This is a genomic window from Yoonia sp. R2-816, from assembly GCF_046762905.1.
In the GTDB taxonomy this organism is placed as follows: Bacteria; Pseudomonadota; Alphaproteobacteria; order Rhodobacterales; family Rhodobacteraceae; genus Yoonia.
Genome location: NZ_JBKQXN010000216.1, coordinates 159430 through 186042, shown reverse-complemented (window position 1 = coordinate 186042; position 26613 = coordinate 159430). Strand labels below are relative to the sequence as shown.

Genomic DNA, 26613 nt, shown 5'->3' with positions numbered 1-26613 from the left:
TTTGCCGGACCCGTCCGCGCGAAGGTTTTTGCCGTGACCGAAACATATACGTATTGAGGAGAAAAGAATGCTGGATATCAAAGGCCTGAAGGTCAAACTGGAAGAAGAAGACAAGCAGATCCTCAATGGTGTGGATCTGAAGATCGAACCCGGATCGGTACATGCCATCATGGGTCCCAACGGGTCTGGCAAATCCACCTTGTCCTATGTGCTGTCGGGCAAGGACGGGTATGAGGTGACGGATGGGTCGGCCCAGCTGGAAGGTGCTGATCTTCTGGATATGGAGCCGGAAGAGCGCGCCGCGGCAGGTCTGTTTCTGGCGTTTCAGTATCCGGTCGAAATACCCGGTGTGGGCAACATGACGTTTCTGCGCACGGCGGTGAATGCCCAGCGGAAATCCCGTGGTGAGGAAGAGTTGAGCGCCGGCGATTTTCTGAAAGAAGTCCGTGCCAAGGCCAAGAGTCTGAAGATTGATGCCGATATGCTGAAGCGTCCGGTCAATGTGGGCTTTTCCGGTGGTGAGAAGAAGCGCAACGAAATTCTGCAGATGGCAATGCTGGAACCCAAGATGTGCATTCTGGACGAGACCGATTCAGGGCTGGATGTCGATGCGATGAAGCTGGTGGCCGAAGGTGTGAACGCCCTGCGGTCCGAAGGCCGGTCGTTTCTGGTGATCACCCATTATCAGCGTCTGCTGGATCATATTCAGCCCGATGTGGTGCATATCATGGCCGATGGTCGCATCGTAAAAACGGGCGGTCCCGAACTGGCGCTTGAGGTCGAGAACAACGGCTATGCCGATATTCTGGCAGAGGTGGCCTGATGGCGCTGGCGAAACTAAAAGCGGATGTGACAGAGGCCCGGCTGGCGCGATTGACCATGCCGGACGGGGCCGGTTGGGCCAATGCCGCGCGTGCTGATGCGCTGGCACGGTTGCAGGCGATGGGTCTGCCGAGCAAGCGCGACGAGTATTGGAAATATACCGATCCGACGTCGCTGAATGCCCCGGAAGCGCCCGAGGCCGCGCTGTTTCACAGTGATGAAAGCCCGCTGTTTGATGCGGTGGATCGTGTACGGGTTGTGTTTGTCGATGGTGTCTTTGATGCAGATGCGTCTGATGATCTGAGCGGCGAGGGTGTCGAGATTGAGCGTCTGGCCGATGCGATGGCGGCCGATATTCATTGGGTCAAGGACGTTTATGGCGTGCTTGAAGCGAGGGGTCAGACCCCGGTGAACCGCCCCTTTGCCGCGATGAATACCGCCTTTGCCAGTGATGGTGTGGTGATCCGCGCGACGGCGAAGGTATCCAAGCCGATCAACCTGATTTATCTGCATCAGGATGTGGCGTCGGACGCGATCCTGCATAATGTGGTCAAGGTTGAAGCAGGGGCCGAAGTGACCTTGCTGGAAACCGGACCGGCGGCGGCCCGTTTTTCCAAGCAACTGGAGGTCGAGGTGGCGGATGGGGGGACGTTCCATCATGTCCGTGCGCAAGGTCGCGACCATGAACGTCGCGCTGTAACCCATTGTTTCGCAAGGATTGGTGCGGGGTCGACTTTCAAGTCCTTTACGCTGACCTTTAACGGTGTGCTGACCCGCAACGATTGTATTATCGAGATTGTCGGGGATGAGGCTGTGGCCCATGTGGCTGGCGCCTGTGTTGGTGATGGCCGCGATTTTCATCATGATGATACCGTTTTCATCACCCATGACGCAGTGAATTGCGAAAGCCGTCAGGTGTTCAAGAAAGTGCTGCGCAATGGGGCGACGGGCGTGTTTCAGGGCAAGATCCTGGTGAAGGCCGGTGCCCAGAAAACCGATGGCTATCAGATCAGCCAGTCGCTGCTTCTGGATGACGACAGCCAGTTTCTGGCAAAGCCGGAGTTGGAGATCTATGCCGATGATGTGGCCTGTTCGCACGGCTCCACGTCGGGCGCGATTGACGAGGAGGCGTTGTTCTATCTGCGCTCGCGCGGCCTGCCCGAGAAGGATGCGCAGAGCCTGTTGACCCTGGCCTTTGTTGCCGAGGCGCTGGAGGAGATCGAGGATGAGGCGTTGGCGGATGACCTGCGGGACCGGCTGGAAGGCTGGTTGGCGCGTCACACCTGATGCCTGTCACAAGTGACATCGTGCGCACTTGGCGCGCGCCGCGTGCTGTGATCCGCAGCATTCTGGATCAGGGCAGGCGGGAGGATCGGGCGATTGCCTATCTGATGATCGCCTGTTTCCTGATCTTTGTGGCCCAGTGGCCGCGTTTGTCACGTACGGCGGCCGGTTTCGACCTGCCGCCAGGGGCCGAGGCGCCGGATTTGACCCGGCTTATGGCTTATGAGTTTCTGGCCTGGATCATGATCTGGCCGCTGTTCTTATACTTCCTTGCGGCGATCACCCATATGATTGCCAAGGCGCTTGGCGGACAGGGCGACTGGTATGGTGCGCGTATCGCCTTGTTCTGGAGTATGTTGGCAACGGTCCCTGTTCTTCTGTTGCACGGGCTGACCGCCGGGTTTATTGGCCCCGGACAACAGACCAATATTGTCGGGGCGATCTGGGTGATCGGATTTCTGGTGATTTGGTTCCAATCCTTGCGCGAGGCGGAAAGCAGACCATGAGTGTTGATTTCCAAAGCTGGATGCGGGCCGTCTGGATGAGTTTGCTGGAACCGGCTGACATGGCCCGCAAGGCCATTGATTTGCGCATCGACATGCGCACCTTGTGGATGGGTCTTGCGCTGATCGTGATCCTCAATGTGCTTTTGCTGGCGCTGATGCAGGTGATCTCGCCTGTTCCTGACAATGCGCCGCCAAGTCCACTGACGCTGAGCCCGTGGGCCTTGACCGGCGTTCTGGGGCTTTTCATGGTTCTGATGGTGTATGGCACCTATTTCGCCGGACAGATCATGGATGGCATCGGTGATTTGCACGCGACCCTGACGATCATTGTCTGGTTTCATGCGATCAATCTGACACTTGAGGTCATCCAGATCGGTCTGATCCTGATCAGTCCTCAGATAGGATTGCTGTTCGGGATGGTCGCGCTAGGTGCCTTGTTGTGGTGTTTTCTGAATTTCATCAACGTCCTGCATGAGTTCAACAGCTTGGGCAAATCCTTTGTCGCGTTTGTGTTGTCCCTTTTTGGCGTTGGCGTGGTCGCCCTAATCATACTGGCAATGGTGGGCGTATCGCTGTCCGGAGGAACGATATGACCTATGATGTGGCCAAGATCCGCGCTGATTTCCCGATCCTTTCACGCGAGGTGAATGGCAAGCCGCTGGTTTATCTCGACAATGGTGCCTCTGCCCAGAAACCGCAGGTTGTCATTGATGCGGTCACTCGTGGCTATGCCGATGAGTACGCCAATGTTCATCGCGGTCTGCACTACCTGAGCAACCTGTCCACCGAGCGATATGAAGGCGTGCGGGGGATCATTGCCCGCTTTTTGAATGCGCGGTCCGAGAATGAGATTATCATCAACTCCGGCACGACAGAGGGCATCAATATGGTCGCCTATGGTTGGGCTATGCCCCGGTTTGAACCCGGTGATGAGATTGTTCTGTCGATCATGGAACATCACGCCAATATCGTGCCCTGGCATTTCCTGCGCGAACGGCAAGGCGCCGTGATCAAGTGGGTCGATGTGGATGCCAATGGCGATCTGGACCCGCAAAAGGTGATTGATGCCATCGGCCCGCGGACGAAACTGGTGGCCGTGACCCACATGTCCAATGTGCTGGGCACGGTTGTGGATGTGAAGGCGATCACGGCTGGTGCCCATGCCAAGGGTGTTCCGGTGCTGGTCGATGGCAGCCAATCGGCGGTGCATATGCCGGTTGATGTGCAGGATATTGGCTGTGATTTCTTTGCGATCACCGGCCACAAGCTTTATGGACCTTCCGGGTCCGGCGCGATCTATGTCCGCAAAGAGCGGATGGCCGAGATGCGCCCGTTCATGGGCGGTGGTGACATGATCCGCGATGTGACGCGGGATGAGGTGACCTGGAACGACCCGCCGATGAAGTTCGAGGCGGGCACACCGGGGATCGTCCAGACCATTGGGCTTGGTGCTGCGCTGGAATACATGATGGATGCGGGGATGGATCAGATCGCCGCGCATGAACGGGGCTTGCGTGATTATGCCCGCGACCGTCTGGACGGGTTGAACTGGCTGAATGTGCAGGGCGTGTCAGCCACCAAAGGCGCGATATTCTCCTTCACCTTGGAGGGGGCGGCCCATGCCCATGACATCTCGACCGTGCTGGACAAAAAGGGCGTCGCAGTGCGCGCCGGGACCCATTGCGCGATGCCATTGATGGAACATATGGGGGTGGGGGCGACCTGCCGGGCATCGTTCGGGATGTATAACACGACCGAGGAAGTGGACGTGCTGATCGACGCGCTTGAGCTGTGCCACGAGTTGTTTGGGTAAGGGGCGGCGGTAAAGGGGCAGCGTTCACCGCCTAAGCGCAGTGCTATCCGTCACGTCCCGGATCGTCAGGGTTGCTGGAGAATAGGGCGATCTTGTTGCCATGCGGGTCACGCAGGTAGCCCACATAGAATTGCGGGCCGTATGAGGCGCGAAAACCCGGCTGCCCCTCATCAATTCCCCCGGCGGCAAGTGCTGCTGCGTGAAGGTCGCGCACCTTTTGTTGGCTTGATGCCTCGAACGCGATCATCGTTCCGTTCCCGGCTGAGGCAGGGCGTCCATTGAAGGGTGATTTGACGTAGAAATCCGGCGGGGCCGCTGACTGACCGGGCTGGCGGGGCAAGATGTAACTCAGGTCGCCGTGATATTTTTCCAGCTGGTAGCCGAGTTTTGGCAGTAAGGCGGAGTAGAACCGTTCCGCGCGCGCGATGTCGTCAGCACCGACCGTGACATAAGCGATCATTTTGGGCGTCCCTCTCTGGACAGGCGGCGGTCGGTTTGCGTTTAACGCGATTTTGCGGCGCCAACACGTTGTCCGCTGCTTGAATGGCCCATTGAATATATTGAAAACCGGTGCTTTGCCATAGTCAGCGGGATCGGTCCTGAGAGAGTGGAAAAATCCGGCAGACCAGGCCGGTTTGGATGCGCGCCGGAACGCGCATCCGATTGTTTAGTATTGCTCTGGACCGCAGTAGAGGTCTTCGCGGTTCTTGACGTGATCGCGGTGCTTTTCGACGAACTTCATGACATTCGCCATGGTGCATTTGTCGCCAAAGCCTGACCAGGGTTCGAACCCGTGCAGGTTCAGGATGCTTTCTGGGTCTTGCCGAAGCAGACGCACAAAGACAGAGGCCACGATCTTGCCACCGACACCTGTCAGGCGACCGTTGCCCTTTTCCTGCGCTTCTTGCAGGCAGTAGAACCAGAGCGGGGTCTTGTCGATGTGATGGTCTTTCAGCACTTTGGGCGTTTTCAGGACATGCAGCCCCAGCTTATGCGCCATTTGCTGACCTGACGGGATTTGCATCGCCGTCCGGTCACGCAGGATGTTGCGCAAGGCAAGCTTTTTGGCCTGTGCGACCGGGATGTCATGATCACCCCATTTCAGGCCGGAGCCGACGATATTGTCGGGCAGCTCAAACAGGGTTTCGGCCATTTTGGTGCCGACCGGCAGCGCCTTTTGTGCATGCGCACCAAAGAACTGATCCATTTCGATCGTGGCACCAGGATCACGCGGGCCAAAGCCGCGCAGGGCAAAGAGATCAAGTGCTGCCTCGCCTTTGCGCAGCACATATTCCGGCTGCACGGTGGCATGGCCAAACCGGTAGGCCGCCACCGAAAACTCGGCGGGCATCATCGGCCCATCGGGGAAGATATCATGGTCGAGCGCATGGTTGATATCGTCCTGATCCACGAAGGATGGCAGGAATTCATGCAGCACGAGCCACTGATAATGCAACCGGATGAACCGGCGAACCTGTTCGAAATCCTGCAGTTTTGGCGGCAGGATGTCGTGCCAGACATCGCGGCGCACGCCCATCTGGGCGCAGTTGGCGATGTCATGTGCTTCATCCTTGCCTTCGTGGATATGCGTCATCAGAATGTTGTGCAGGCAGACGAACGCCCCCTGGATCTGGCTGACGAGGATGTTTTCGTCATTGCGGAAATCGCCGATTAGGGCGGTGCCTTTGCAGTTCCGCGCCAGATCGTAAGGGTTATCCTTGCGGCCAAAGAGCAGGAAATTTTCTGTCCCTTCGGCGTGGGAATAAAGATAGTTCGAGGCCTCGGGCCCGTCACCATAGACGCAATCAAGATCAAGGTTCGGCGTGCGGACATTGCGGATCGACCGCGGATCAATCGCCGTACCAATGGCGCTGGTTGTATCAAGCGTGATGTCGTGGTCGATGAACTGGCCGAAAAAGGTCATGCCGGCATCGGCATCGCCATCATCAACTTTCGCAGTCCGCATCGTTTCGACAAGGCTGTCGAACGCATTGACAATATGTTCCTTGGTCAGATTACCGGTCACCGGGTTGGGATGGCCGAGATAGCCAAAAACCTGCGGTAGCGGGCTTGGGTCATTGGTTGCGTGGTGCTTGAGGCATTCGTTCAAAAACAGATCGTAACGGGACATCCCGTGGGCTGTCTTACTCATATCATTGCTCCAAAAATTGGTACTCAAAATGGTCTGTCTTGTGCATTTAGAAATAGAGAGATGCACGTCGCGATTATGGCCCGGCGGCGTCATAGCGCAAGTCAGGTTTTGCCTACCCGCGTTTGGGCATTGCAGCAGGACTGCGACGATGCTAGTTGGGCGACAGGCACCCGTAGCTCAGCTGGATAGAGCGCTGCCCTCCGAAGGCAGAGGCCAGAGGTTCGAATCCTCTCGGGTGCGCCAATTCATTGTTCAAGATGAAGCCGAATTTCTGATTGATTGTAGCCCTCGAGTATAGTTGCTCTTTTGTTGTTGCATTTATCATAGGCAGACAGCGCGGCAGACTGTCGCGGTTGCGGTCTGCCTTAGGCTATTGTCCGCAGACCTGACCCAATGGCTGTGTGACCGAGGGATTGTCATGACCTTGCCTTGATTGGGTCACAATACAGAAATAGAGAATTCAACAAATATAGCCATCCAGATGTCGAGAATTGTAATGGAAACGACAGTCGAATTTCTGAAGAAAATTTGGGAACTGACGGGTGGCGTACTGTTCGATCATGGGCACTTTTTAAGTATTGTGCCACTTATCGTAGCCTTGGTGATTGCCACCATTGTTGTTGTCGTGCGGCTATCGCGAAAATCAAAAGGTCGTATCCCATCCGTACGCCGTGTGTTCGCGATGCTGTTTCCGCGCAGGATTTTCCTGCATCAATCGGCTAAACTTGACTATGCAGTGTTCGGCATCAACCAGATCGTGTTGTTCGTTATCGCGATTTCTGCTGTGATCAGTCCGACAATTGTTGCCGTTATTGTCAGCAGCCTTGTTGAAGCGATTGGGCTTCAACCTGCAGATGGCGACATCACGATGACCGAACGTGTCTTGTGTTCTATCTATCTGGTGCTGCTTTGGGATTTCAGTGCCACCTATGCTCACTATCTTAAGCACAAGGTTCCGATTCTGTGGGAACTGCACAAGGTGCATCATTCCGCTGAAGTGATGACACCAGCCACGGCATTGCGGCGCCATCCATTGGAAGCAATTTTTGGGGCACTCGTTTCCGCCATCGTGATCGGTCTAGGCATTGTTGTCTGGCAATATGTTTTCGGGCTGAACGTGTCATCGATCAACATATTCGGTACGTTGCTGGGTGTCTGGCTGTGGCGGGTTGCCGGCTACAACCTACGCCACAGCCATGTCTGGATTTCCTACGGTGATTTCTGGAACCGTATCTTTATCTCCCCTGCTCAGCATCAGGTGCATCACAGCAAATCGCCAGAGCACTACGATACCAATTTTGGTCATATTTTCTCTTTCTGGGATAAGTTGTTTGGTACCTTGTATCTGCCCCGCCATGACGAGCGGATGAAGTTTGGTATTGATGATGAAGAGATGCACGAGTACCGGTCCCTGTTTGGACTTTACATCACGCCGTTGATCAAGATCTGGCGCCGAATTCGACCTTCAAGACGTCAATCACCTGTAACGCCGCCAGCCGAGTAGGCACACCGCATGCTGTTTGCGTCACTGACGTTTCTACTGGGCTTTCTGCCCTTCGTGATCAGTGGCGCATTTCTGACTCGCCGGCTTTTTGGCTTGCGAGCCTGTCTGGGCTTTCTGGTGTTGGCGTCGCTTGTTTTCTACGGCTGGCATTATCCGCCTTATGTGCTGTTGCTGGTCGGTAGTGTGCTTGCAAATTTTCTGCTTGCGCTGACCATTCACCGCGAAGGTCGAAAGTTAACCCTTGTGATCGGCGTCATGTTGAACCTTGGCCTGCTCGGCTGGTTCAAATATGCTGGCTTCTTTGCTGAAATGCTGGAGGCGATATCGGGCACGTCGATTGGTCTAGCGGCCATTGCGCTGCCGCTTGGCATCTCCTTTTTCACGTTCCAGCAGATTGCCTATCTTGTTGATATCTATCAGGGCAAGGCGCGCCCCGGTGATGCCCTGCAATATGCTTTCTTCATTACGTTTTTTCCGCAGTTGATTGCTGGACCGATTGTGCATCACAGCCAATTGATCGGGCAACTGAGTGACAAAAGATTCGCCGCATTTCGGACCGAGGATGTCGCGGCGGGTGCGCTGCTGTTCTGCATTGGTCTGGCCAAGAAAGTGCTGATCGCCGACACCCTTGCCGTCGGGGCCGATACCATGTTTCTGACGGACAGTCTGGGCATCCCGCTTAGCATGGCTGAAAGCTGGTTGGGGATGCTGTGCTATACATTCCAGATCTATTTCGATTTCTCGGGATACACTGATATGGCGCTGGGGCTTGGGCTGATGTTTGGATTGGTTCTGCCCGAGAACTTTCGCTCGCCATACAAATCACAGAGCATCATAGAATTCTGGCGGTGCTGGAATATGACTCTTTCTGCCTTCCTGCGGGACTACCTGTATTTTCCGTTGGGAGGAAATCGGCGCGGCCCCATCCGGCGCTATGCCAATTTGTGGATCGTCATGTTGTTGGGCGGTCTTTGGCACGGGGCGGGGATGCAGTTTGTCATGTGGGGTGCGCTGCACGGGTTGTATCTGACGGTCAATCACGTCTGGAGCCGACATCTGCCCGGTATCCTACCGCGCGGCGTTGGCTATGCGCTGACCTTTCTGGCGGTGGTGATTGCCTGGGTGTTCTTTCGTGCTGACGGGATCGGGCAGGGGTTGTCGGTCTTGGGGGCGATGTTCGGCAATCATTCCGCAGATGCGCTGGCACTGACGATCTTTGCGGATGCACCGCAGCTGATCGTGATGGTTCTGTTTGCAGCAGTTTTGTGCTTTGTGGCGCCGAACGCCCTGCAGATCGTCAGCGGGTTGCGCGAAGGGCCGCGCCAGACGGTGTGGTACGGTTTGGGCGGGACGCTGGCGGCCTTTGCTCTGTTCAACATTTATGCGAGTGGCAGTTATGCGTTCATCTATTTCCAGTTCTGAGGTGCGACCCGCCACGTCCGCCGTGGCGCTGCGGATCTTGGTGGTGTGCTTCGGCATGACACTGCTTATTGTGACTGTCGCGACCGAGATGCTGGTGCGCGCGCAAGTGGCCCCGCAGGACAATCGCCCGCAGCATCTGGCGCTACTGGAAGCCACGGCGAGTGCTGACGTCGCCTTTGGTGACAGTCACGTGGCCCGCGGGTTTGATGCGCAGCAAGGGTTCATCAATCTGGCATATCCGTCGGAAAATATCGCCGATATGTTGATCAAGGCGCGTCATTATTTTGCGGATCACGCACCTGAGCGGGTGATCTTGCAGGCAGATCCGCATTTGTTTGCTCCCTATCGCCTGAACGCTGCACCCGCCGTATTGGAAGAGAAGACACCCATGCTACTGGCTGCGACACCGCGTCACCGCCCGCAGTTATTGGCGTATTGGACGTCATACTTCGAAAATGGCGGGCAGTTGCGGTCGACCGTTCAGCAGACGCCAGCGGGGTCATTGTTGTCGTCTGGCGATCTGTCGCTTGATTTGCCGCGTCTTCAGATGCGCGATGCCCGTATGCGGATCGGGTCGCATCGCGTGGCGCGGCCCGATCAAGTGGCTATAGGACAGGAACAGTATCGTGCGCTTGTGGATTTTCTGGCGGGGCAGGGCGCGCGCATCTGTTTCGTGACCTTTCCGGTATCGCCCGCTTATGCCGCGGCGCGCGAGGCTTGGCCATCGAACGGCCACGCAGAGATGATTGCATTCTTCGAAAGCGAGGCAGCGCGCGTTGGAGGCCAGTATTGGGACGCGCGGACCCATGTCACGGACTTGTCTTTGTTCCGTGACATCGACCATTTGAATGCCAAGGGTGCGGTTGGCTTTTCGCAGGATCTGCATACCGCTTGCGGTTGGGGAGTCGACTAACGCCTTTGTGTTTCGGCGGCTTGCCTTACCACTTCGCTGACTTGCGCCAGTTGTTGGGCCAGCGGGTTGGTTTTGCGCCAGATCATCCCGATGGTGCGTGATGGTTTGGGCCTGTCAAACTGTGCGACATCGACCCGGGCGGTTCCGGTTTCAACCGGCACGGCCATTTCGGGGATCAGAGTGACGCCGATACCGGCGCCGACCATTTGCACTAGCGTGGACAATGAGCTGCCGTCCAGACCATCGCGCGGGAGACCCGATTGCAGGTTGCAGAATGACAGTGCCTGATCGCGAAAACAGTGGCCTTCCTCCAGCAACAACAGCCGCATCTGGCGCAGTGTTTCCCCGTTGGGGATCGGGTTTCCTGAATCGCTGTCCGGTCGGACCAGCACAAAATCCTCGGAAAAGAGTGCAACCTCTTCAAATGCGGGTTCAGAGACGGGCAGGGCGACGATAGCGGTGTCGAGCCTTCCTTCCGCCAGTTCCTGAAGCAGTTTTGGCGTCAGTGTTTCGCGCACATGCAGATCAAGATCCGGAAATTGATGGGTTAGGCGCCCGATGATGGCGGGCAGCAGATAAGGGGCGATGGTAGGGATGACACCAAGCCGCAGCCGTCCGGCGAGTGCCTGCCCGGATGCCCGGGCCAGATCGCCAAGCTCATCCACTGCGCGCAGAATATCGCGGACCCGCTGCGCGAACTCCTCGCCAAAGCGGGTCAGGCGCACCTGCCGTGCGCCGCGTTCGAAAAGTTGCGTGCCCAGTGTTTCCTCAAGCTCTTTGATCTGCATGGACAGGGCCGGCTGCGAGATTGCGCACGTCTCGGATGCGCGTCCGAAATGCCCGTGCTTTGCCAAGGCCTCGAAATAGCGGAACTGTTTGAGGGTCAGGTTTTTCATAAGGTGATCTTATGGCGCCAATCAGGAGATTCAACTTAAACTAATGAAACAAACTTGGTACAAACGAAACATAGTAAAGCAATGCTGCAGCGATGTGGCCGATTTGCGAGGCCTCGTTTGCAGCGCAGCCCAACAACAGGATCGGAGAGAGAAATGGACGGAAGTGATGTCGGCAAATGCCCGGTTATGCATGGCGGGGCGATCAATACGACCAATGCAGTGCGTTCAAACAAGGATTGGTGGCCAAATCAGCTGAACCTGAAGATCCTGCACCAGAACTCACCCAAATCCGATCCGATGGGGCCGGATTTCAACTATGCCGAAGAGTTCAAGAAGCTTGATCTGAAGGCGCTGAAGAAAGACCTGACCGCGCTGATGACGGACAGTCAGGATTGGTGGCCTGCCGACTATGGCCATTATGGTCCGTTCTTTATCCGCATGGCTTGGCATAGTGCCGGGACCTACCGAACCGCTGATGGTCGTGGTGGTGGATCGACTGGACAACAGCGCTTTGCCCCGCTTAACAGCTGGCCGGATAACGGCAACCTCGACAAGGCGCGCCGTCTGCTTTGGCCTATCAAACAGAAATACGGCAACCAGATTTCATGGGCTGACCTGTTTATCCTGACGGGGAATGTGGCGCTTGAATCCATGGGGTTCGAAACCTTTGGTTTCGCTGGTGGCCGCGCTGATGTGTGGGAGCCGGAAGAGGACGTCTATTGGGGCGAGGAAGATGTGTGGCTGGGCGACAGCCGCTATAGCGGAGAGCGTGAGTTGCAGAACCCGCTTGCGGCCGTGCAGATGGGCCTGATTTACGTCAATCCCGAAGGTCCAAATGGCAATCCTGATCCGTTGGCGTCGGCTCGCGATATTCGTGACACGTTCGAGCGGATGGCGATGAATGACGAGGAAACCGTCGCATTGGTGGCGGGTGGCCATACATTTGGCAAGGCGCATGGTGCGGGCGATCCGTTGATGGTTGAGGTCGAGCCGGAAGGTGCGCCGATCCATCAGATGGGTCTGGGTTGGACCAACGGCTTTGAAAGCGGCAGGGGTGTTCATGCGACCACCAGCGGCATTGAGGGCCCATGGACGCCGAACCCGACCAAATGGGATATGGGGTATTTCGATGTGCTGTTCGGCTATGACTGGCAGCTGAGCAAGAGCCCCGCCGGTGCCAACCAGTGGGAGGCCAAGGATTTGGGTGCGGATGACCATGCCCCGCAGGTCGATGGCTCTGGTCAGCCGGTCAAGCTGATGATGACCACCGCCGATATGGCGATGCGTATGGACCCGGCTTATGAGAAAATCTCGCGCCGGTATCACGAGAACCCGGACGAGTTCGCAGATGCGTTTGCGCGTGCATGGTTCAAGCTGACCCATCGCGATATGGGCCCCAAGACCCTGTATCTGGGTGAAGAAGTGCCAGAGGAAGAATTGCTGTGGCAGGACCCAATCCCGCCTGTCGATCATGATCTGATTGATGACAGCGACATCGCAGACCTGAAAGCGCAGATTTTGGCGTCTGACCTGTCGATTTCACAGCTTGTTGGCGTGGCCTGGGGCTCTGCCTCGACCTTCCGCGGGTCTGACAAGCGTGGCGGCGCAAATGGTGCACGAATCCGGCTTGAGCCGCAAAAGGATTGGGAGGTCAATCAGCCCGATCAACTGGCCAAGGTATTGGGCGTGCTGGAGGGCATCCAGTCAAAGTTCAATGATGGGCAATCCGGCAGCAAGGCTGTGTCGATGGCCGACCTGATTGTCCTGGGTGGGTGTGCTGCGGTTGAGCAGGCCGCGCAGAATGCTGGTCATGCGATCACGGTTCCCTTCACGCCGGGCCGGACGGATGCGACGCAAGAGCAAACTGATGTGGAGTCGGTTGCTGTTCTTGAGCCTGCCGCTGACGGGTTCCGCAACTATCTGAAAGACACCTACACGGTGCCAGCCGAAAAGCTGCTGCTGGATCGTGCCCAATTGCTGACCCTGACCGCTCCGGAGATGACCGTGCTGGTCGGTGGCCTGCGTATGCTGGGGGCCAATGTCGGTGATGCCTCGCATGGGGTGTTTACGGATAAGACCGATACGTTGAGCACTGATTTCTTTACCAATCTGATGGATATGGGCACGGAATGGGTGCCGGCCTCTGAACATGAAGATGTGTTCGAAGGCCGTGATCGCAAGTCAGGTGACGTCAAGTGGACAGCGACCCGGGTTGATCTGGTCTTTGGGTCGAACTCCCAATTGCGTGCCTTGGCGGAAGTCTATGCGCAGGACGATGCGCAGGGTCGGTTTGTCGGTGATTTCGTGGCGGCATGGACCAAGGTGATGAACCTTGATCGGTTCGACATCGCCTGATCTGAAGTGATCGGAAATGAGGCGCGCGATGTTGTCGCGCGCCTTACGCGACCGCCAGCCCGGCGTTCGTATTCAGGAAATACTGCGAAAAAACCGGTCCGCAGGCCGCGCCTATGGCCCGTGCATTGCCGCCGATATTGCCGCTTTCAATGGTGGGCAGGATCAGGCCGCGCGTGTCCTGATCCCTGATGTGATGCCGGACCCGTTCAACCAGATCGCCGCGTACCGCACTTGGAAAGGCCCCGTCGATCAGGATCGCCTCAAAGTCAATCACGGCGCAGGTCGACAGGCTGGCCTTGGCCAGTTCCAACCCGGTCTGGTCCAGCCAGGGATCGACGTGATCTGTGAATGCACCCCAGTCCTGCGGCGATTGCCAAAGGAGGGCGGGGTCGATGGCTGCCTTTTTCAATCGTGCCTCAAGCAGATGAAGTGAGGCCGTATCGACCAGTTGCCGGTTTTTCCCGTCTGGTCCAATGCTGCGCAGGGATCCCAGGGCACCGGCATTGCCTTGGCGCCCTTCAAAGACAGAATGGTTCAGAACAATGCCCCCGCCGACAAACGCCCCGACAAAGAAATACGCGTAATCGCGGAAGGCTTTGCCCCGGCCATAGACATGTTCGGCCTGGCAGGCGGCGGTGGCATCATTGACGATCAGAACGGGCAGACTGGTGATCTGTGCGATCCGGCTACGGATGTCTATGTTTTTCCATGACAAAAATGTTTCGGCGGCGCGCCCTGTCAGGTCGCTCCAGTTCCACATCTCGAACGGGGCGGCGACACCGATGCCGCAAATACGGGCTGCAGCTCGCGGGCCAAGCAGGGTGGTGATGTCTGCCACGCTGTCGGCCACGAACCCAAAGACATCCTCTGGCATGGGGTAGGGATAGGTGGTCTGGCGCTGGTGCCTGATCCGGCCTGCGAAATCCATGACCAGCAGATCGGCGGACCGTCTGCCGATTTTGAGGCCGAATGACAGAACCCCGCCGGGAGACAGTTTCATCGGGACGGATGGTTTGCCGACCTTGCCGCGTTGCGGTTCGCCGCGTTCAAGAAGCCCGTCATTTTCAAGCCGTTTGAGGATGGCCGACACCGTAGGCGGTGACAGGCCGGCCCGTCGCGCCAGATCGCTGCCGGGCATGTCGCCGTGCCGCTGGAGCAGGGACAACAACAGCCGTTCGTTATGATCACGCACGCCCTTCTGGCTCAGCCCTGCGCTGATTGACCTTATGTCGGGAATGTCATGGCCGCGTGTCATCGGGCATCCTCCAACCGTTACATTACATGGTTTCAATTAATAAGGAAAGTTAACTAATTAATTGACAGGTTCGTGAGAATCGCGTTGGGTAGAGACATTCGCCCGATAAATCCGGGCGTGTCGGGGAGGGGGCTTCCCTCACCAAAAACCGCGTTTCTGGGAGGAAATTATGAAAAGACTGCTAATTGGAACTGCGCTTGTTGGCATGACAACTGCCGGGTCGGCCATGGCCGATGCTCATGGCACATCGGCCTGTTTGATCACCAAGACTGATACCAACCCGTTCTTCGTCAAAATGCGTGAAGGAGCCGAGGCCAAAGCGGCGGAACTGGGCATCACGCTGAATTCTTATGCCGGTCAGATCGACGGCGATAATGAGGCGCAGGTGGCGGCCATTGAAACCTGCATCGCCAATGGCGCGTCGGGTATTCTGATTACCGCTTCTGATACGGCGGCCATTGTTCCATCGGTCGAGGCGGCCCGCGAGGCCGGTTTGCTGGTGATCGCGCTGGATACACCGCTCGACCCGATTAATGCCGCCGACGCGACGTTTGCCACCGACAATTTCCTTGCCGGTGAATTGATCGGTCAGTGGGCGGCCGGTGCCCTTGGCGATGCCGCGGCTGACGCCAAGATCGCGATGCTTGATCTGGCAATCAGCCAGCCAACGGTCGGCGTGCTGCGTGACCAGGGTTTCCTGCAAGGGTTCGGCATTGATCTGGGCGATCCGTCGCGCTGGGGTGACGAAACCGATGAGCGGATCATCTGCAATGAGGTGACAGCCGGCAACGAAGAAGGCGGGCGGACGGCGATGGAAAATTGCTTGGCGATCGATCCCGACATCAACGTCGTCTACACCATCAATGAACCTGCGGCGTCCGGCGCTTATGAGGCGTTGGTGGCGGTTGGTCGTCAGGAAGATGTGCTGATCGTGTCGGTTGATGGCGGTTGCCCGGGTGTGGCCGACGTGGCCGATGGTGTGATCGGTGCCACATCGCAGCAATATCCGCTGCTGATGGCATCGCTGGGGATCGAGGCGATTGCGGCCTATGCTGCCGATGGCACCCTGCCAGAGAACACGGAAGGCAAGGAATTCTTTGACACCGGAGTAGCGCTTGTCACCGATCAGCCGGTTGACGGCGTCGAGTCGATCTCGGTCGAGGAAGGCACGGATCTTTGCTGGGGGTGATCTAACCCCTGCAAGCTAGCCAGTCCTTGGGGGCGGACCACTGGCCCGCCCCTGAAACAGGACTGCAAAACCAGACGCTCAGGGGAGAGTTGCAGATGACTGACAAGAGCGACAATTACGAAGCCGTTCTGGAAGGTGCTGAACAATCGGTGGCGGCGTTCGCGCAGGAGCGCAAGACGCCGCTGATCATGCTGCAATCCACCTTGCATCGTACGCCGTCGCTGGTGCCGCTGATCGTGCTGCTGGTTGCGATTATCATCTTTACCGGATGGCTTGGCCCCCGGTTCCTGCCGCAAATGGCGCTGGTCTTTCAGCAAATTCAGATTGTTGGTATCCTGGCGTTAGCTCAGTCACTGATCATTTTGACCGCTGGTATCGACCTGTCGGTTGGGGCGATTGCCGTCTTTTGCTCTGTCATCATGGGGCAGTTTACGTTTCGATACGGATTTCCGCCATCGTTTGCGATTTTGTGCGGCTTTGTCGTCGGCACAGGGCTGGGCGCCGTGTCCGGTTGGCTGGTCAGCCGCGTCAAGATCCCGCCTTTTATTGCCACGCTCGGCATCTGGCAGATCGTGCTGGCCACGAATTACATTTATTCGCGTAATGAGACGATCCGGCCCCGCGAAATCCGCGACGATGCACCGGTTCTGCAATGGCTGGGCTACAAGCCGAACGAGCAACTCGTCATCTGGATCGAAAACGCCCGCGGCATCACATATGAACGTCTTCGCCCCAATGAGACGGACCAGTTTCTGCTCGACCTGTTGTGGCAGACCAAAATCACTTACGGCGTGTTGGTGTTGATCCTGTTGGCGATCATTCTGGCCTATATGCTGCGCTCAACGGCCTGGGGCCGCCATGTCTATGCCGTGGGCGATGATCCGGAGGCGGCGGAACTGGCGGGTGTCAACGTCAAGGGAACGCTGATGTCGGTTTACATGTTGTCCGGTTTTATCTGTGCCATTGCGGCTTGGGTCATGATCGGGCGGCTGGGATCGGTATCGCCGTCAGCCTCGACCGGGGTTGTGGGGAATATTCAGTCGATCACCGCTGTCGTGATTGGCGGCATATCGCTGTTCGGCGGGCGCGGATCAATCTGGGGTGCGTTTTTTGGCGCACTGATTGTCGGTGTGTTCGAACTGGGCCTGCGCATGGCCGGGGCGAATGCCCAATGGACCTATCTTATCATCGGCGCGCTGATCATCGGTGCGGTGGCGGTGGACCAGTGGATCAGAAAGGTATCGGCGTGATGGAACCTATCCTGAAGGGAACGAACCTGACCAAGAAGTACGGCAAGGTTGTCGCTCTCGACCAATGTGATTTTGAGCTTTATCCCGGCGAAATACTTGCCGTAATCGGGGATAACGGGGCAGGAAAGTCAACGCTGATCAAGGCGCTGTCGGGGGCGGTTGCCCCGGACAACGGTGAGATTTATCTGGAGGGTCAGCGCACCCATTTCCATTCACCAACTGACGCGCGGGATGCCGGGATTGAAACGGTTTATCAGACACTGGCGGTCAGCCCGGCCCTGTCAATTGCCGACAACATGTTCATGGGCCGCGAGTTACGCAAGCCGGGGATCATGGGTAAGTGGTTTCGAAAGCTGGATAAGCAGGCGATGGAGGCATTTGCCCGCGACAAGCTGACCGAGTTGGGGCTGATGACCATCCAGAATATCAATCAGGCGGTGGAAACTTTGTCAGGCGGACAGCGGCAGGGTGTTGCCGTGGCCAGGGCCGCAGCCTTCGGATCGAAGGTGATTATCCTGGATGAGCCGACTGCTGCTTTGGGGGTAAAGGAATCCCGGCGTGTGCTGGAGCTGATCCTTGATGTACGGTCCCGCGGCATTCCCATTATCCTGATCAGCCACAACATGCCGCATGTCTTTGAAGTGGCCGACAGGATCCACGTTCACAGGCTTGGCAAGCGGCTCTGCGTGATCGATCCCAAGGAATACACCATGTCCGACGCCGTCGCTTTTATGACGGGTGCGAAGGACCCGCCGGCGCATTGAGGGGGTTGCATCGCTTCTAAGGCGCTGTAGCTTCGGCAACTACACGGACCCACACTCACTGCCTAACTAATTAATTTAAATACATAAAGTACAATCGCGCACACGCAATACCCCCAACGATACCCCCAAAAAATTCTGCTAGAGCCAATTTACTGGCATCAGTTGGCGTAGATATGCGTTTGAATGTCCATGAATGCGCGCTTGATATCAGGGATAGCACCAAGTGCATTCTTGGCGCCATTAGTCCCGCCATATCTGACGCGCAAGAAGTCGCTGATTTTCGATAGGGCAAGTTCATCAACCCCGTGGATTTCATAGGCTGCTAGCACAGCTTCAAGAAAAGAGCGCATCTCTCCTTTAATCCCAACCAACCCAATGTCGCGTGCCGCACTTGCCCGTTGTGACCGCGCCAAGGGAACCAAGGTGAATTTGACATAGGCCAGCACGTCAAAGACGTCGCTGTTAGGCGCGTCAATCAACCGTTTCATGTCTTCTAAACGGTCATTGTCATAGCCGCGATCCGCAAGCACCTTGAAGAACTGGACGCGGGTTTCGGGATTACTCCAAATCGTGCGCAAGTGATCTTCGTCTTCCACCAGATCACTAAGATCACCGAACAACTGGTGCATGAACTCTTCACCAGAGATCATCTTTCCATCATGCGAAAAATAGGTCGTAGTCGCGATGTATTTGATTTGGCGCTCTTTGCCGTCCGCCAACTTTATCACAATCTTTGCTTCGGGTTCCGCGCCCGGTTCAGGCGGGTCGCCCGGACCTACGCCGGTTGGACTAGAAGGCGCTCGTGGCGGCTTGGGATCATCAGGCGGTAACGGTTCGCCATCCCACTCAGGATCATTGAAATGCTCGTATGCCTTCACAAAATCAAAAACCGTGAAGAAATCTTTGCCTTCAAACGTACGGGTGCCACGCCCGACAATCTGCTTGAATTCGATCATCGACTTCACGGGACGCATCAAAACGATGTTACGCACATTGCGGGCATCGACGCCGGTGGACAGCTTTTGCGATGTGGTGAGGATCGTGGGGATGCTGCGTTCGTTGTCTTGGAACTCGCGAAGGTGTTGCTCGCCCAGCGCACCATCGTTTGCGGTGACACGTTCGCAGTAGTGCGGGTCGTCGATATCTTTGATCTGGTTGATGTAGTCGCGCACGGCGGCGGCGTGGTTTTGGGTGGCACAGAACACAAGAGTTTTTTGGCGTGGGTTGATCTGATCCATGAATTCGTGAATGCGGCTTTGTTCACGTTCGGGGATGACGATCTTCGAATTGATTTCGGCTTCGGTATAGACGTGATCGGGGTCAATTTCGCCACCGACGACTTCATCATCGGGATCATAGACGTAGGTATCAATCGTGCTGGCCATTTGGCGCACTTTGAACGGGGTCAGGAAGCCGTCTTCGATCCCGTCGCGCAGGGCGTAGGTGTAGACGGGTTCACCGAAATAGGAATAGGTATCGGCGTTGACCTTGCGCTTAGGCGTGGCTGTCAGGCCAAGCTGCACGGCGGGTGAGAAATACTCCAGGATACTGCGCCACGTGCTTTCGTCTTTGGCCCCGCCCCGGTGGCATTCGTCGATGATGATGAAATCGAAGAAGTCAGTCTCATAGGCATGGAAATTGAATTCGTCTTCGCCGCTTTTCCCTTCCGTCATGAACGTCTGGAAGATTGTAAAGAACACCGATGCGTTGCGAGGCATCTTGCCTTTCTTGCTGATCTCTTTGGGGTTGATGCGGCTTAGGGCGTCCGGCTCAAAAGCGGAAAACGAATTGTAGGCCTGATCCGCCAGAATGTTGCGATCTGCAAGGAACAGGATACGCGGGCGGCGGGTTGGCTCGCCTGTCAGGCTCCATCGTGATTGGAACAGCTTCCACGCGATCTGAAACGCGATAGAGGTTTTGCCCGTGCCTGTCGCCAATGTCAGCAGGATGCGCCGCTCGCCCTCTGCCATCGCCTCTAGCACGGCATTTACAGCGCCAGCCTGATAGTAACGCGGCTGCCACTTGCCGCCGTCGGTTTCAAACGGCACTTGCCCGAAACGGTCGCGCCAAGCGTTGCCAGTGGGGTAACAGCGCGCCCACAAGTCGGCAGGCGACGGCACCGCGTCCACTTCTTGTTCGGCCCCTGTGTGGCGGTCGATTTCCCAGTAGCGCAGACCGTTGGTGCAATAGGCAAAGCGCGCGTCGATGCGTATGGCGTAGTCGAGCGCCTGGCCGCGCCCTTCGGTAAAGGCGAGACCGGCGCGCTTGGCCTCCATCACCGCCATGACGTGGCCATTCATGCGCAACACGTAATCCGCAGGCTTGGGGGCGTTTGTCTGGCCACCAGACATGATGCGACCGGGCCAGAGCATTTCCTCGCGATGCACCCGCGCACCCTCAACCTTGGTGGCACCTTCCCAGCCGTTGGCGGCAAGATCGGGGTCGATCCGCATGGCGCGAGTGTCAGCTTCGGTTTCGTCGCGCTTCATCTAACATCCGCTTTCTCGATTTTTTCTTCCTTTTAGACTTAGCCTTTGTTCTGGCAACCTTCGCAGGTCGAGAACTGCCGCTTTTGCGCTCCTGCTTTGCCTGCTCAAGCCTTTCATCCGCCAACTTCTTTTCAAACTCAGCCAGAGATATCTTTTGCTCTTCAGTCAACCTTAGCGCGTAGTCGTTGGATTCTCTAATCCTAGACCAGCTTGACCTGAGCTTCACAATTGTTGAGCCACCTAGGTAGTTACCTTTTCCCATCGTGCCTCATGTCAGTTCACCCGCAAAGGCCTTTTGCAAGAGCGATTGGCGCAGGTCGACGATGTCAGTGAGTTTGGTGAGGTAGTTTGCTTCGGCGACTAATACCTTATCTTTAATCGCATTCAGAATATTGATCGAAGCTATTTGCTGGCCTTTGTCGGGAAGCGGCATAGGCAGCTTTCTAAGATCGGCAAGATTAATGCCTTTGTAAGCGGCACCGGTCGTCACACCTGTTAACCAGCTTTGTGCGGTTTTGCTTGCAATAAACAAGGCGACATAGTCGGGCACTGCTTCTTGATCATTGACATCGACCATCGCGACCTCTCGTGAAATATTCCACCCAGACATTGTAGAAGGTACAACAGTCACACCTCCCAGGGTTCCCCGGACGTTAACCAATACCTCGCCGCCCCGGAGTATGGTTCTTGAATACTCTTTCGACAATTTCGTCGAAATTGATTTCATTCCTTCAAGAGTAAATGACAATGAGCGAACATTGCTTGTCCTCAAGCAAGGTACGCCGTCGTCGATTTGGTCACCTAGCTTGATAACGCCATAAGTGATCCCCCTTTCGCGACAGACATCTAGCAACGGTTTAGGTTTGTACCGTTGCGAAAGCTCCCGAAAATAGCCTTCAACAAAGTTGTCAAACAACTCCCGCGCGTTTTGGAGGTTGGCTTCGGCGTTTTCTTTGGCGCGGGTCAGCCCCTCAAACGCCGCATCCAAAACCGCCACAATCCGCTTTTGCTCTTCGAGGGGTGGGATTGGCAGTGCACGCGCTTCCATCGAATGCTTTGAAACGTGGATCATTGTGGCACCGGCACCTTGCTCCTCTTTGATACGCTCCTTGTCCCAATCGAAATAGTAGTAAAGGAATTTGCGGTCTAGTTTTTGCTCGGGATGCTGCACATTCCAGATATGGTAGTGAAAAATAGACTTCTCTCCTTCCCATATTCTTGGACCAAACGAAGCAGACCAAGCATAAAGAAGGTCCCCCGTTTCACAGTATTTCTTCGGTTCAAGTTCTAGGTCGGAATAGTACCATTTGTTGCTCGTAAAGAAGTTCCCGACGCGAAGAACTGGGTACTTCCCTTGATCAAGCAGCTCAGGCTTTTTGTAGGCCCTCCCGTTTACGAGTTCACAAACCTCCCCAAGCGGCTTAACGTCCCAGCCCGCCTTCACAGCATCCCTCGCACATTAGCGCTCCAGTTCATCACAAAAGGCAACAGGTCTTCACGTTCCAGCCAATCCTGTTCGGTGTCACCGTCCTGAAGATGCTTGGCTAAAGAGCCATCAAATGGCGCAAGCTCATAGTTAATTGCCAGTCGCAGTACTTCCTCGGCAAGGTACGTAACCAAGGCAGTCAAGTTCGCGTTCGGAGTTGCTAAATCTCTGGGATAGTCACCAAGCTGATCCATCAGATCGCTACCAAGATGATCCGCAAGAATATCCATCCCAACTGACGGCGGGGCGTTCTTCCATGCCGCGTCATAGATCGCGGTCAGCTCTTCTTCTGTCATAGCATCCCCCTGATCTGTTCCAAGATTCCAGCGGTCTCGGCATCCCGCGCCAGCATATCCTCTATGATCTCCACAGGGGCGCGCAGCGGGGCTTCCTCGGGCGCGTTGGGGTTCTTTACGGACATATCCATCGTCTCTGCATCAATATCTCCGCGCTGCACTGTCCAGCTTTTGGGGCTATCGGCTTTGGTCTTTTGAAACTCCACAAACTCTGCCAGCTCATCATCGCGCAGGGGGGATGATTTGCCCAAGGACCGTTCCGGGTCCAGCGCGTAGAACCACGTCTTATGCGTCTTGCGCCCTTTTTCAAAGAACAGCACGACGGTTTTCACCCCCGCCCCTTGGAACACCTTGGCGGGGCAATCCAGCACCGTGTGCAGATCGCAGGTTTCCAACAATTCGCGGCGCAATGCCGCCGCGTCACCATTGGACAGAAACGTATTCTTGATCACCACAGCGGCCCGCCCGCCTGCCTTGAGCTTGCGGATGAAGTGCTGGATGAACAGATAGCCGGTCTCGCCCGATTTGATCGGAAAGTTCTGCTGCACCTCTGGGCGTTCGCCACCGCCAAAGGGCGGGTTGGCAAGGATCACATCAAAGCGGTCCTTTTGCTGAATATCCATGACGTTTTCATTCAGCGTATTGGTGCGCCGGATATTGGGGGCCGTGATGCCGTGCAGGATCATGTTCATGATCCCGATGATGTAAGCGAGCGACTTCTTTTCCTGCCCGTAGAAGGTTTTGGTTTGCAGGGTGTTGAAGTCGGTCGCGGATATGTCGGGCGTCAGCATGTAGTCATAGGCTTCGCACAGGAACCCCGCAGAGCCGCAAGCCCCGTCATAGACCGTTTCCCCGATCTTTGGGTCAATCACCTTGAGCATGGCGCGGATCAGCGGGCGCGGTGTGTAGTATTCACCGCCGTTGCGGCCCGCGTTGCCCATCCGCTTGATGCGAGATTCGTAGAGGTCGGACAGTTCGTGCTTGGCCTCTTGGGTGTTGAATTCCAGCCCGTCCACGATTTCCAGCACGTCGCGCAGGGAATAACCCGAGCGGAATTTATTGGTGATCTCAGAGAAAATTTCCCCGATCTTGTATTCGATGGTGTCCGGGCTGGTGGCGTCTTCGCGGTATTTCTTGAGGGTCGGGAACAGCGTTTGGTTGACGAAGGTGATCAGGTCTTCACCTGTCAGCACGTCCTTGCGGTCGGTCCCGTCGTCGTTCTTGGCTGACGCCCATGTTTTCCAGCGCATCGGCGTCGGCAATTTCGGGGCATAGTCAGCCCCAGTCAGCTCCGCTTCGTCCTGCCGTTCTTGTTCGATGTCATCGAGATATTTCAGGAAGAGTATCCATGAAGTTTGTTCGGCGTAGTCGAGTTCGGACGCCAATCCTTCTTCATTGCGAAGTTCGCGGTCAATGCTGTTGAAGGCGTTTTCAAACACGTGGGATTCCTTTGGTTTTTGGGCAGGGTAGGATCAGGAACCGGGTGTCACAATGCGAATTAGGCCATGGCCGCTGATTTTATGATCTCCCCTTGCCTTTCCGTGGACACCGGGCAGTAAGCGCTCACCGTGGTGATCACACTCGTATGACCAATGTTCTGCGAGAATGCCTAGAAACCTTCGCGGGTCGGATAGGCCGTGTCAGCCCATTTCACCAAAGTCTTGCGAAATGCGTGCGGCGTGAAGGATGGAAGGTCGGCACGGGAGAAGGCTTCTTTGATGGCTCGGCGGATAGCGTTTGCGTTCTTGTAGATGTCCCGCTCAAAACCGACGACTTGCAGCATGCCGTTCATTTGGCCCGTCTTGAGCGGTGGGAACAATGGATCGTCGGGACCGAACAGTTTTTCGGTTCTTAAGAACTTCACCCAAGTTTCAATGCATGCCAAATATGCGTCACCTGTTGGTAGGAAGAATGTCGTGATCGACTTGCTGTTCTTCGTCCGCACTTCGCGCGCATCCTGATATACGCAACCGTCGATCATGTTCATATGCTTAAGCCTCAAGGAGGCAACTGCGCCATCCCGCGCGCCTGTCAGCATAAGGAAAGCAAAAATCGCTTTGTTGCGTTTGTCCGCTTCGGTGACCTCGGGCATGAAGTTAAACGCGTGGCGGGTCATTTCCATCGAAGGGTATGGCGTTTCGCGCACTGTGCTGGCGACTCGTTGGCCCTTGGCATCCATGTTGAAATAGTCCGCGTCGGAATGGCGAATACGGCCTTTGTATCCTGTTTGATCTGCAAGCCAAAAGAAGAATCCCTTGTTGGCGGTTAGGATCGTGCGGATCGTTGATTTCGACAACGGCTCGCCCGTGGCCTTGCTGATCTCGGCATTGATCCGGTCTTGGAACTTGTTCACCTGTTCGATGTGAAAGCGTTTGAAGTCGGCGTAATTGGTGCTGGCCTCAAAGCGTAGAATGCCTTCGGCAGCCTTTTGCACCGTGCTGGCATCTTTGCGCCTGGCGCGCTTGAGGTATTGCAGGTAGCGACGTTTGATGCGTTCGTTTTCTTCATTGAATTTCCGCATGGGATTGCTCCGCTCGGTTTGTGTCAGTTTAGGAGGATGATGGAGGTATCAATTAGGGTTCGCTGCCTGCCTCTTTCGTGATCTTGAATGCCGCCGCGAAACTATCAGCCGTGGAAGTGGCAATCATGCGGGTGCAGACGCCATCACAGCGTTCGCAAACGCCTTTCAACAACGATGTCCTTTGAGAGATTCGTCCGATTGTGACGGACATGCCTGCGGGTCTTTGAGCGGCACGACATGATAGACAGAAGAGCTGATCCGGACCCAATGGACGCTTTGCGGCTTTGTATTTGGCGCGTAGATATTCTTGGATCGCTGCGCCCAGGATCAGATAGGGTTTGCGTGATGACATCACCGCTAACCCGTCTTTGATCCAATTGCGGATCGTTGCGGGTGTCTTGCCTAATGCCACGGCAGCTTCGTTGATGTCGTACGTGAGAGCCGATTTGACGGCCATCGGGTTTGCGCGCTTACCCATCTGTCTGCCCATCAAACAAGGCGCGGATATCTTCAACTTTCCAAACGGTTGTGCGTGGACCTAGCTTTTGAGGTTGGGGGAAACGACCTTCTTTGACCCCTTGCCACCAAGTGGACTTGGAAACCGGGATCGGTCCGACGGGGAAAGGATTTGCGATAGGCGGACCAATCCGGTTTCGGGAAATGTACTGCGGTGTGTCATGGTTTGACCTCATCCAATTGCGATTGATGACGTCATGCAACATTTCAGCACGTCGAAGGCAGAACAGCATTGTCGTTGCCAGATTAGACCTAACCTACTGGACAGTTGGTGTTTTATAAAATTATTCGTTCAAGGAACAATTATTTGTCCGGCTTCCAGTCTTTTGGAAGATGCTTTGCTCCAATTTGAAGATATTTTCGAATCGTATCAGCTGACATGGGTAAACCCAGCTTGTCGCAAGTGTCTTGAATCGCCTGGGGGATTGGACTGCGGCGTTGCGTGGGGTCGTAGCCATATTCATGTATTGCTATTGCGGTGAGTAACTTCGAAAGGGAAGCAAGTTCGCGCCCTTCCATGGGCTTCCTCAGGTTATCATTGCTGTCACGCCTTAAATCACTTGCGGCTCCACGGTGACGTCGCGTTCGACCATTAAGGAAAGCATCGCGTCAAATCCCGGATGAACCTGAAGGCTAACCTTGTTTATCCACGCAAAAAGCGGCTCTGGTGCAACACGCTCGGAATACCCGTGGGGATCAAACTGCCTTGAAAGTTGATCAGCACGCCGCATCAAGAAAACTGCCTCTGGGAAAGGACTTTTTCCGCGTTGTGGGATTTCGGCCATCTCTTCGATTAAATCTGTGTGAGGCTCAAGACCAACAGACAAAAAAACAACTTCGCGTAGCTCAAAAAATGCCGAACGCCCCCAATGCTCATAGTCAGCCAAGTAGTCCGGCTTACCAAGTCCGGCCATATTGAACGCCCGTTGCCGACGCAAAATATCATTGGCGTCGCTCCGCCAAGTGGATGTCCATTCGCGGGTCTCTTCATCGGTAGCCCGTCCACGTTCATCAAATCGCGTGAAGATGGTCTCGTCTTCCAAATCCTCAAGTTTGTCACGAACAATCTTAATGGCTTGTTGGCGGCTCGCTTCAAGCCTCTCCAAGCGTGCGTCGTACTCAGATCCGAGAACAAGTGGAACAGCTCGTGGCTGCCATTGAACAAGCCCTGCCAAACTGT

At 55.9% G+C, this 26613-nt stretch carries 26 protein-coding genes and 1 tRNA gene; 13 read left to right on the top strand and 14 right to left on the bottom strand.

All coding sequences use genetic code 11. The features are described from left to right. Positions 1-67 precede the first annotated feature (67 nt). Genes sufC through ACFWW2_RS15015 form a run of 5 tightly spaced genes read left to right on the top strand, consistent with a single transcriptional unit; the run spans position 68 to position 4425 of the window. Positions 68-823, top strand: a complete 756-nt coding sequence (gene sufC / locus ACFWW2_RS15035) for a Fe-S cluster assembly ATPase SufC (protein ID WP_393929133.1) — start codon at positions 68-70, stop codon at positions 821-823. After that, positions 823-2109, top strand: a complete 1287-nt coding sequence (locus ACFWW2_RS15030) for a SufB/SufD family protein (protein ID WP_393929131.1) — start codon at positions 823-825, stop codon at positions 2107-2109. The genes sufC and ACFWW2_RS15030 overlap by 1 nt, the downstream gene beginning before the upstream one ends. After that, complete coding sequence (locus ACFWW2_RS15025; RefSeq protein WP_393929129.1) at positions 2109-2612, top strand: YIP1 family protein; 504 nt, start codon at positions 2109-2111, stop codon at positions 2610-2612. Before ACFWW2_RS15030 ends, ACFWW2_RS15025 begins: the two co-directional genes overlap by 1 nt. After that, positions 2609-3205, top strand: coding sequence for a YIP1 family protein (locus ACFWW2_RS15020; protein WP_393929127.1), 597 nt, complete (start codon positions 2609-2611; stop codon positions 3203-3205). Before ACFWW2_RS15025 ends, ACFWW2_RS15020 begins: the two co-directional genes overlap by 4 nt. Then, positions 3202-4425 (top strand): cysteine desulfurase, encoded by a 1224-nt coding sequence (locus tag ACFWW2_RS15015; RefSeq protein WP_393929125.1) that lies wholly within the window; start codon positions 3202-3204, stop codon positions 4423-4425. Before ACFWW2_RS15020 ends, ACFWW2_RS15015 begins: the two co-directional genes overlap by 4 nt. A gap of 43 nt (positions 4426-4468) precedes the next feature. Here the strand turns inward: ACFWW2_RS15015 and ACFWW2_RS15010 are convergent, their stop codons facing one another. Together ACFWW2_RS15010 and ACFWW2_RS15005 are read right to left on the bottom strand one after the other, a co-directional pair. Then, positions 4469-4885, bottom strand: a complete 417-nt coding sequence (locus ACFWW2_RS15010; protein ID WP_393929123.1) for a VOC family protein — start codon at positions 4883-4885, stop codon at positions 4469-4471. Positions 4886-5092: 207 nt separating this feature from the next. Further along, positions 5093-6577: a peroxidase family protein gene (locus tag ACFWW2_RS15005; protein WP_393929121.1), complete on the bottom strand. Its 1485-nt coding sequence runs from the start codon at positions 6575-6577 to the stop codon at positions 5093-5095. Between the two features lie 166 nt (positions 6578-6743). On the opposite strand from ACFWW2_RS15005, the gene ACFWW2_RS15000 reads away from it, so the two are divergent. The 4 genes from ACFWW2_RS15000 (at position 6744) to ACFWW2_RS14985 (ending at position 10416) form a co-directional block, all read left to right on the top strand. Further along, positions 6744-6820: transfer RNA gene (locus ACFWW2_RS15000), tRNA-Arg, on the top strand. A gap of 253 nt (positions 6821-7073) precedes the next feature. Then, positions 7074-8081, top strand: coding sequence for a sterol desaturase family protein (locus ACFWW2_RS14995; protein ID WP_393929119.1), 1008 nt, complete (start codon positions 7074-7076; stop codon positions 8079-8081). 9 nt (positions 8082-8090) lie between these two features. Continuing rightward, positions 8091-9503: an MBOAT family O-acyltransferase gene (locus tag ACFWW2_RS14990; RefSeq protein WP_393929117.1), complete on the top strand. Its 1413-nt coding sequence runs from the start codon at positions 8091-8093 to the stop codon at positions 9501-9503. A 55-nt stretch (positions 9504-9558) separates the two neighbouring features. After that, entirely contained in the window at positions 9559-10416 is an 858-nt protein-coding gene (locus ACFWW2_RS14985; protein WP_393929115.1) for a hypothetical protein, read from the top strand. Here ACFWW2_RS14985 and ACFWW2_RS14980 read toward each other — a convergent pair. After that, the gene (locus ACFWW2_RS14980) at positions 10413-11312 is read right to left on the bottom strand and encodes a hydrogen peroxide-inducible genes activator (protein ID WP_393929113.1); all 900 of its coding nucleotides are present in this window, start codon (positions 11310-11312) and stop codon (positions 10413-10415) included. The two genes, ACFWW2_RS14985 and ACFWW2_RS14980, sit on opposite strands and share 4 nt — an antisense overlap. A 153-nt stretch (positions 11313-11465) precedes the next feature. Here ACFWW2_RS14980 and katG point away from each other — a divergent pair, with 153 nt between their 5' ends. Then, entirely contained in the window at positions 11466-13667 is a 2202-nt protein-coding gene (katG, locus tag ACFWW2_RS14975) for a catalase/peroxidase HPI (RefSeq protein WP_393929111.1), read from the top strand. A 43-nt stretch (positions 13668-13710) separates the two neighbouring features. Here katG and ACFWW2_RS14970 read toward each other — a convergent pair whose 3' ends face one another. Next, a complete protein-coding gene (locus ACFWW2_RS14970) occupies positions 13711-14922 on the bottom strand; it encodes an ROK family transcriptional regulator (RefSeq protein WP_393929109.1) in 1212 nt (403 codons plus the stop codon). A gap of 169 nt (positions 14923-15091) precedes the next feature. On the opposite strand from ACFWW2_RS14970, the gene ACFWW2_RS14965 reads away from it, so the two are divergent. From ACFWW2_RS14965 to ACFWW2_RS14955, 3 genes are all read left to right on the top strand, one after another. Beyond that, positions 15092-16111 (top strand): sugar ABC transporter substrate-binding protein, encoded by a 1020-nt coding sequence (locus ACFWW2_RS14965; protein WP_393929107.1) that lies wholly within the window; start codon positions 15092-15094, stop codon positions 16109-16111. 95 nt (positions 16112-16206) lie between these two features. Continuing rightward, on the top strand, positions 16207-17361 hold the full coding sequence (locus ACFWW2_RS14960; protein WP_393929105.1) for an ABC transporter permease: 1155 nt from the start codon (positions 16207-16209) through the stop codon (positions 17359-17361). Further along, positions 17361-18125: an ATP-binding cassette domain-containing protein gene (locus ACFWW2_RS14955; RefSeq protein ID WP_393929103.1), complete on the top strand. Its 765-nt coding sequence runs from the start codon at positions 17361-17363 to the stop codon at positions 18123-18125. The genes ACFWW2_RS14960 and ACFWW2_RS14955 overlap by 1 nt, the downstream gene beginning before the upstream one ends. Positions 18126-18283: 158 nt before the next feature. Here ACFWW2_RS14955 and hsdR read toward each other — a convergent pair whose 3' ends face one another. The 10 genes from hsdR to ACFWW2_RS14905 all read right to left on the bottom strand — a co-directional run bounded on the left by hsdR (position 18284) and on the right by ACFWW2_RS14905 (position 26608). Continuing rightward, positions 18284-20614 (bottom strand): EcoAI/FtnUII family type I restriction enzme subunit R, encoded by a 2331-nt coding sequence (hsdR, locus tag ACFWW2_RS14950; RefSeq protein ID WP_393929101.1) that lies wholly within the window; start codon positions 20612-20614, stop codon positions 18284-18286. Further along, the gene (locus ACFWW2_RS14945; protein ID WP_393929099.1) at positions 20589-20876 is read right to left on the bottom strand and encodes a hypothetical protein; all 288 of its coding nucleotides are present in this window, start codon (positions 20874-20876) and stop codon (positions 20589-20591) included. Before ACFWW2_RS14945 ends, hsdR begins: the two co-directional genes overlap by 26 nt. A gap of 6 nt (positions 20877-20882) precedes the next feature. Beyond that, a complete protein-coding gene (locus ACFWW2_RS14940; RefSeq protein WP_393929097.1) occupies positions 20883-22058 on the bottom strand; it encodes a restriction endonuclease subunit S in 1176 nt (391 codons plus the stop codon). Next, on the bottom strand, positions 22055-22396 hold the full coding sequence (locus tag ACFWW2_RS14935; RefSeq protein ID WP_393929095.1) for a hypothetical protein: 342 nt from the start codon (positions 22394-22396) through the stop codon (positions 22055-22057). The genes ACFWW2_RS14940 and ACFWW2_RS14935 overlap by 4 nt, the downstream gene beginning before the upstream one ends. Continuing rightward, complete coding sequence (locus tag ACFWW2_RS14930) at positions 22393-23835, bottom strand: N-6 DNA methylase (protein ID WP_393929094.1); 1443 nt, start codon at positions 23833-23835, stop codon at positions 22393-22395. The genes ACFWW2_RS14935 and ACFWW2_RS14930 overlap by 4 nt, the downstream gene beginning before the upstream one ends. 170 nt (positions 23836-24005) lie before the next feature. After that, entirely contained in the window at positions 24006-24917 is a 912-nt protein-coding gene (gene xerC, locus ACFWW2_RS14925; RefSeq protein WP_393929093.1) for a tyrosine recombinase XerC, read from the bottom strand. A gap of 52 nt (positions 24918-24969) precedes the next feature. Further along, entirely contained in the window at positions 24970-25395 is a 426-nt protein-coding gene (locus ACFWW2_RS14920; RefSeq protein ID WP_393929091.1) for a helix-turn-helix domain-containing protein, read from the bottom strand. After that, on the bottom strand, positions 25388-25609 hold the full coding sequence (locus ACFWW2_RS14915) for a helix-turn-helix transcriptional regulator (RefSeq protein WP_393929427.1): 222 nt from the start codon (positions 25607-25609) through the stop codon (positions 25388-25390). Before ACFWW2_RS14915 ends, ACFWW2_RS14920 begins: the two co-directional genes overlap by 8 nt. A 127-nt stretch (positions 25610-25736) precedes the next feature. Further along, entirely contained in the window at positions 25737-25952 is a 216-nt protein-coding gene (locus ACFWW2_RS14910; protein ID WP_393929089.1) for a hypothetical protein, read from the bottom strand. 32 nt (positions 25953-25984) lie between these two features. Then, positions 25985-26608 (bottom strand): hypothetical protein, encoded by a 624-nt coding sequence (locus ACFWW2_RS14905; RefSeq protein WP_393929088.1) that lies wholly within the window; start codon positions 26606-26608, stop codon positions 25985-25987. Positions 26609-26613 lie beyond the last annotated feature (5 nt).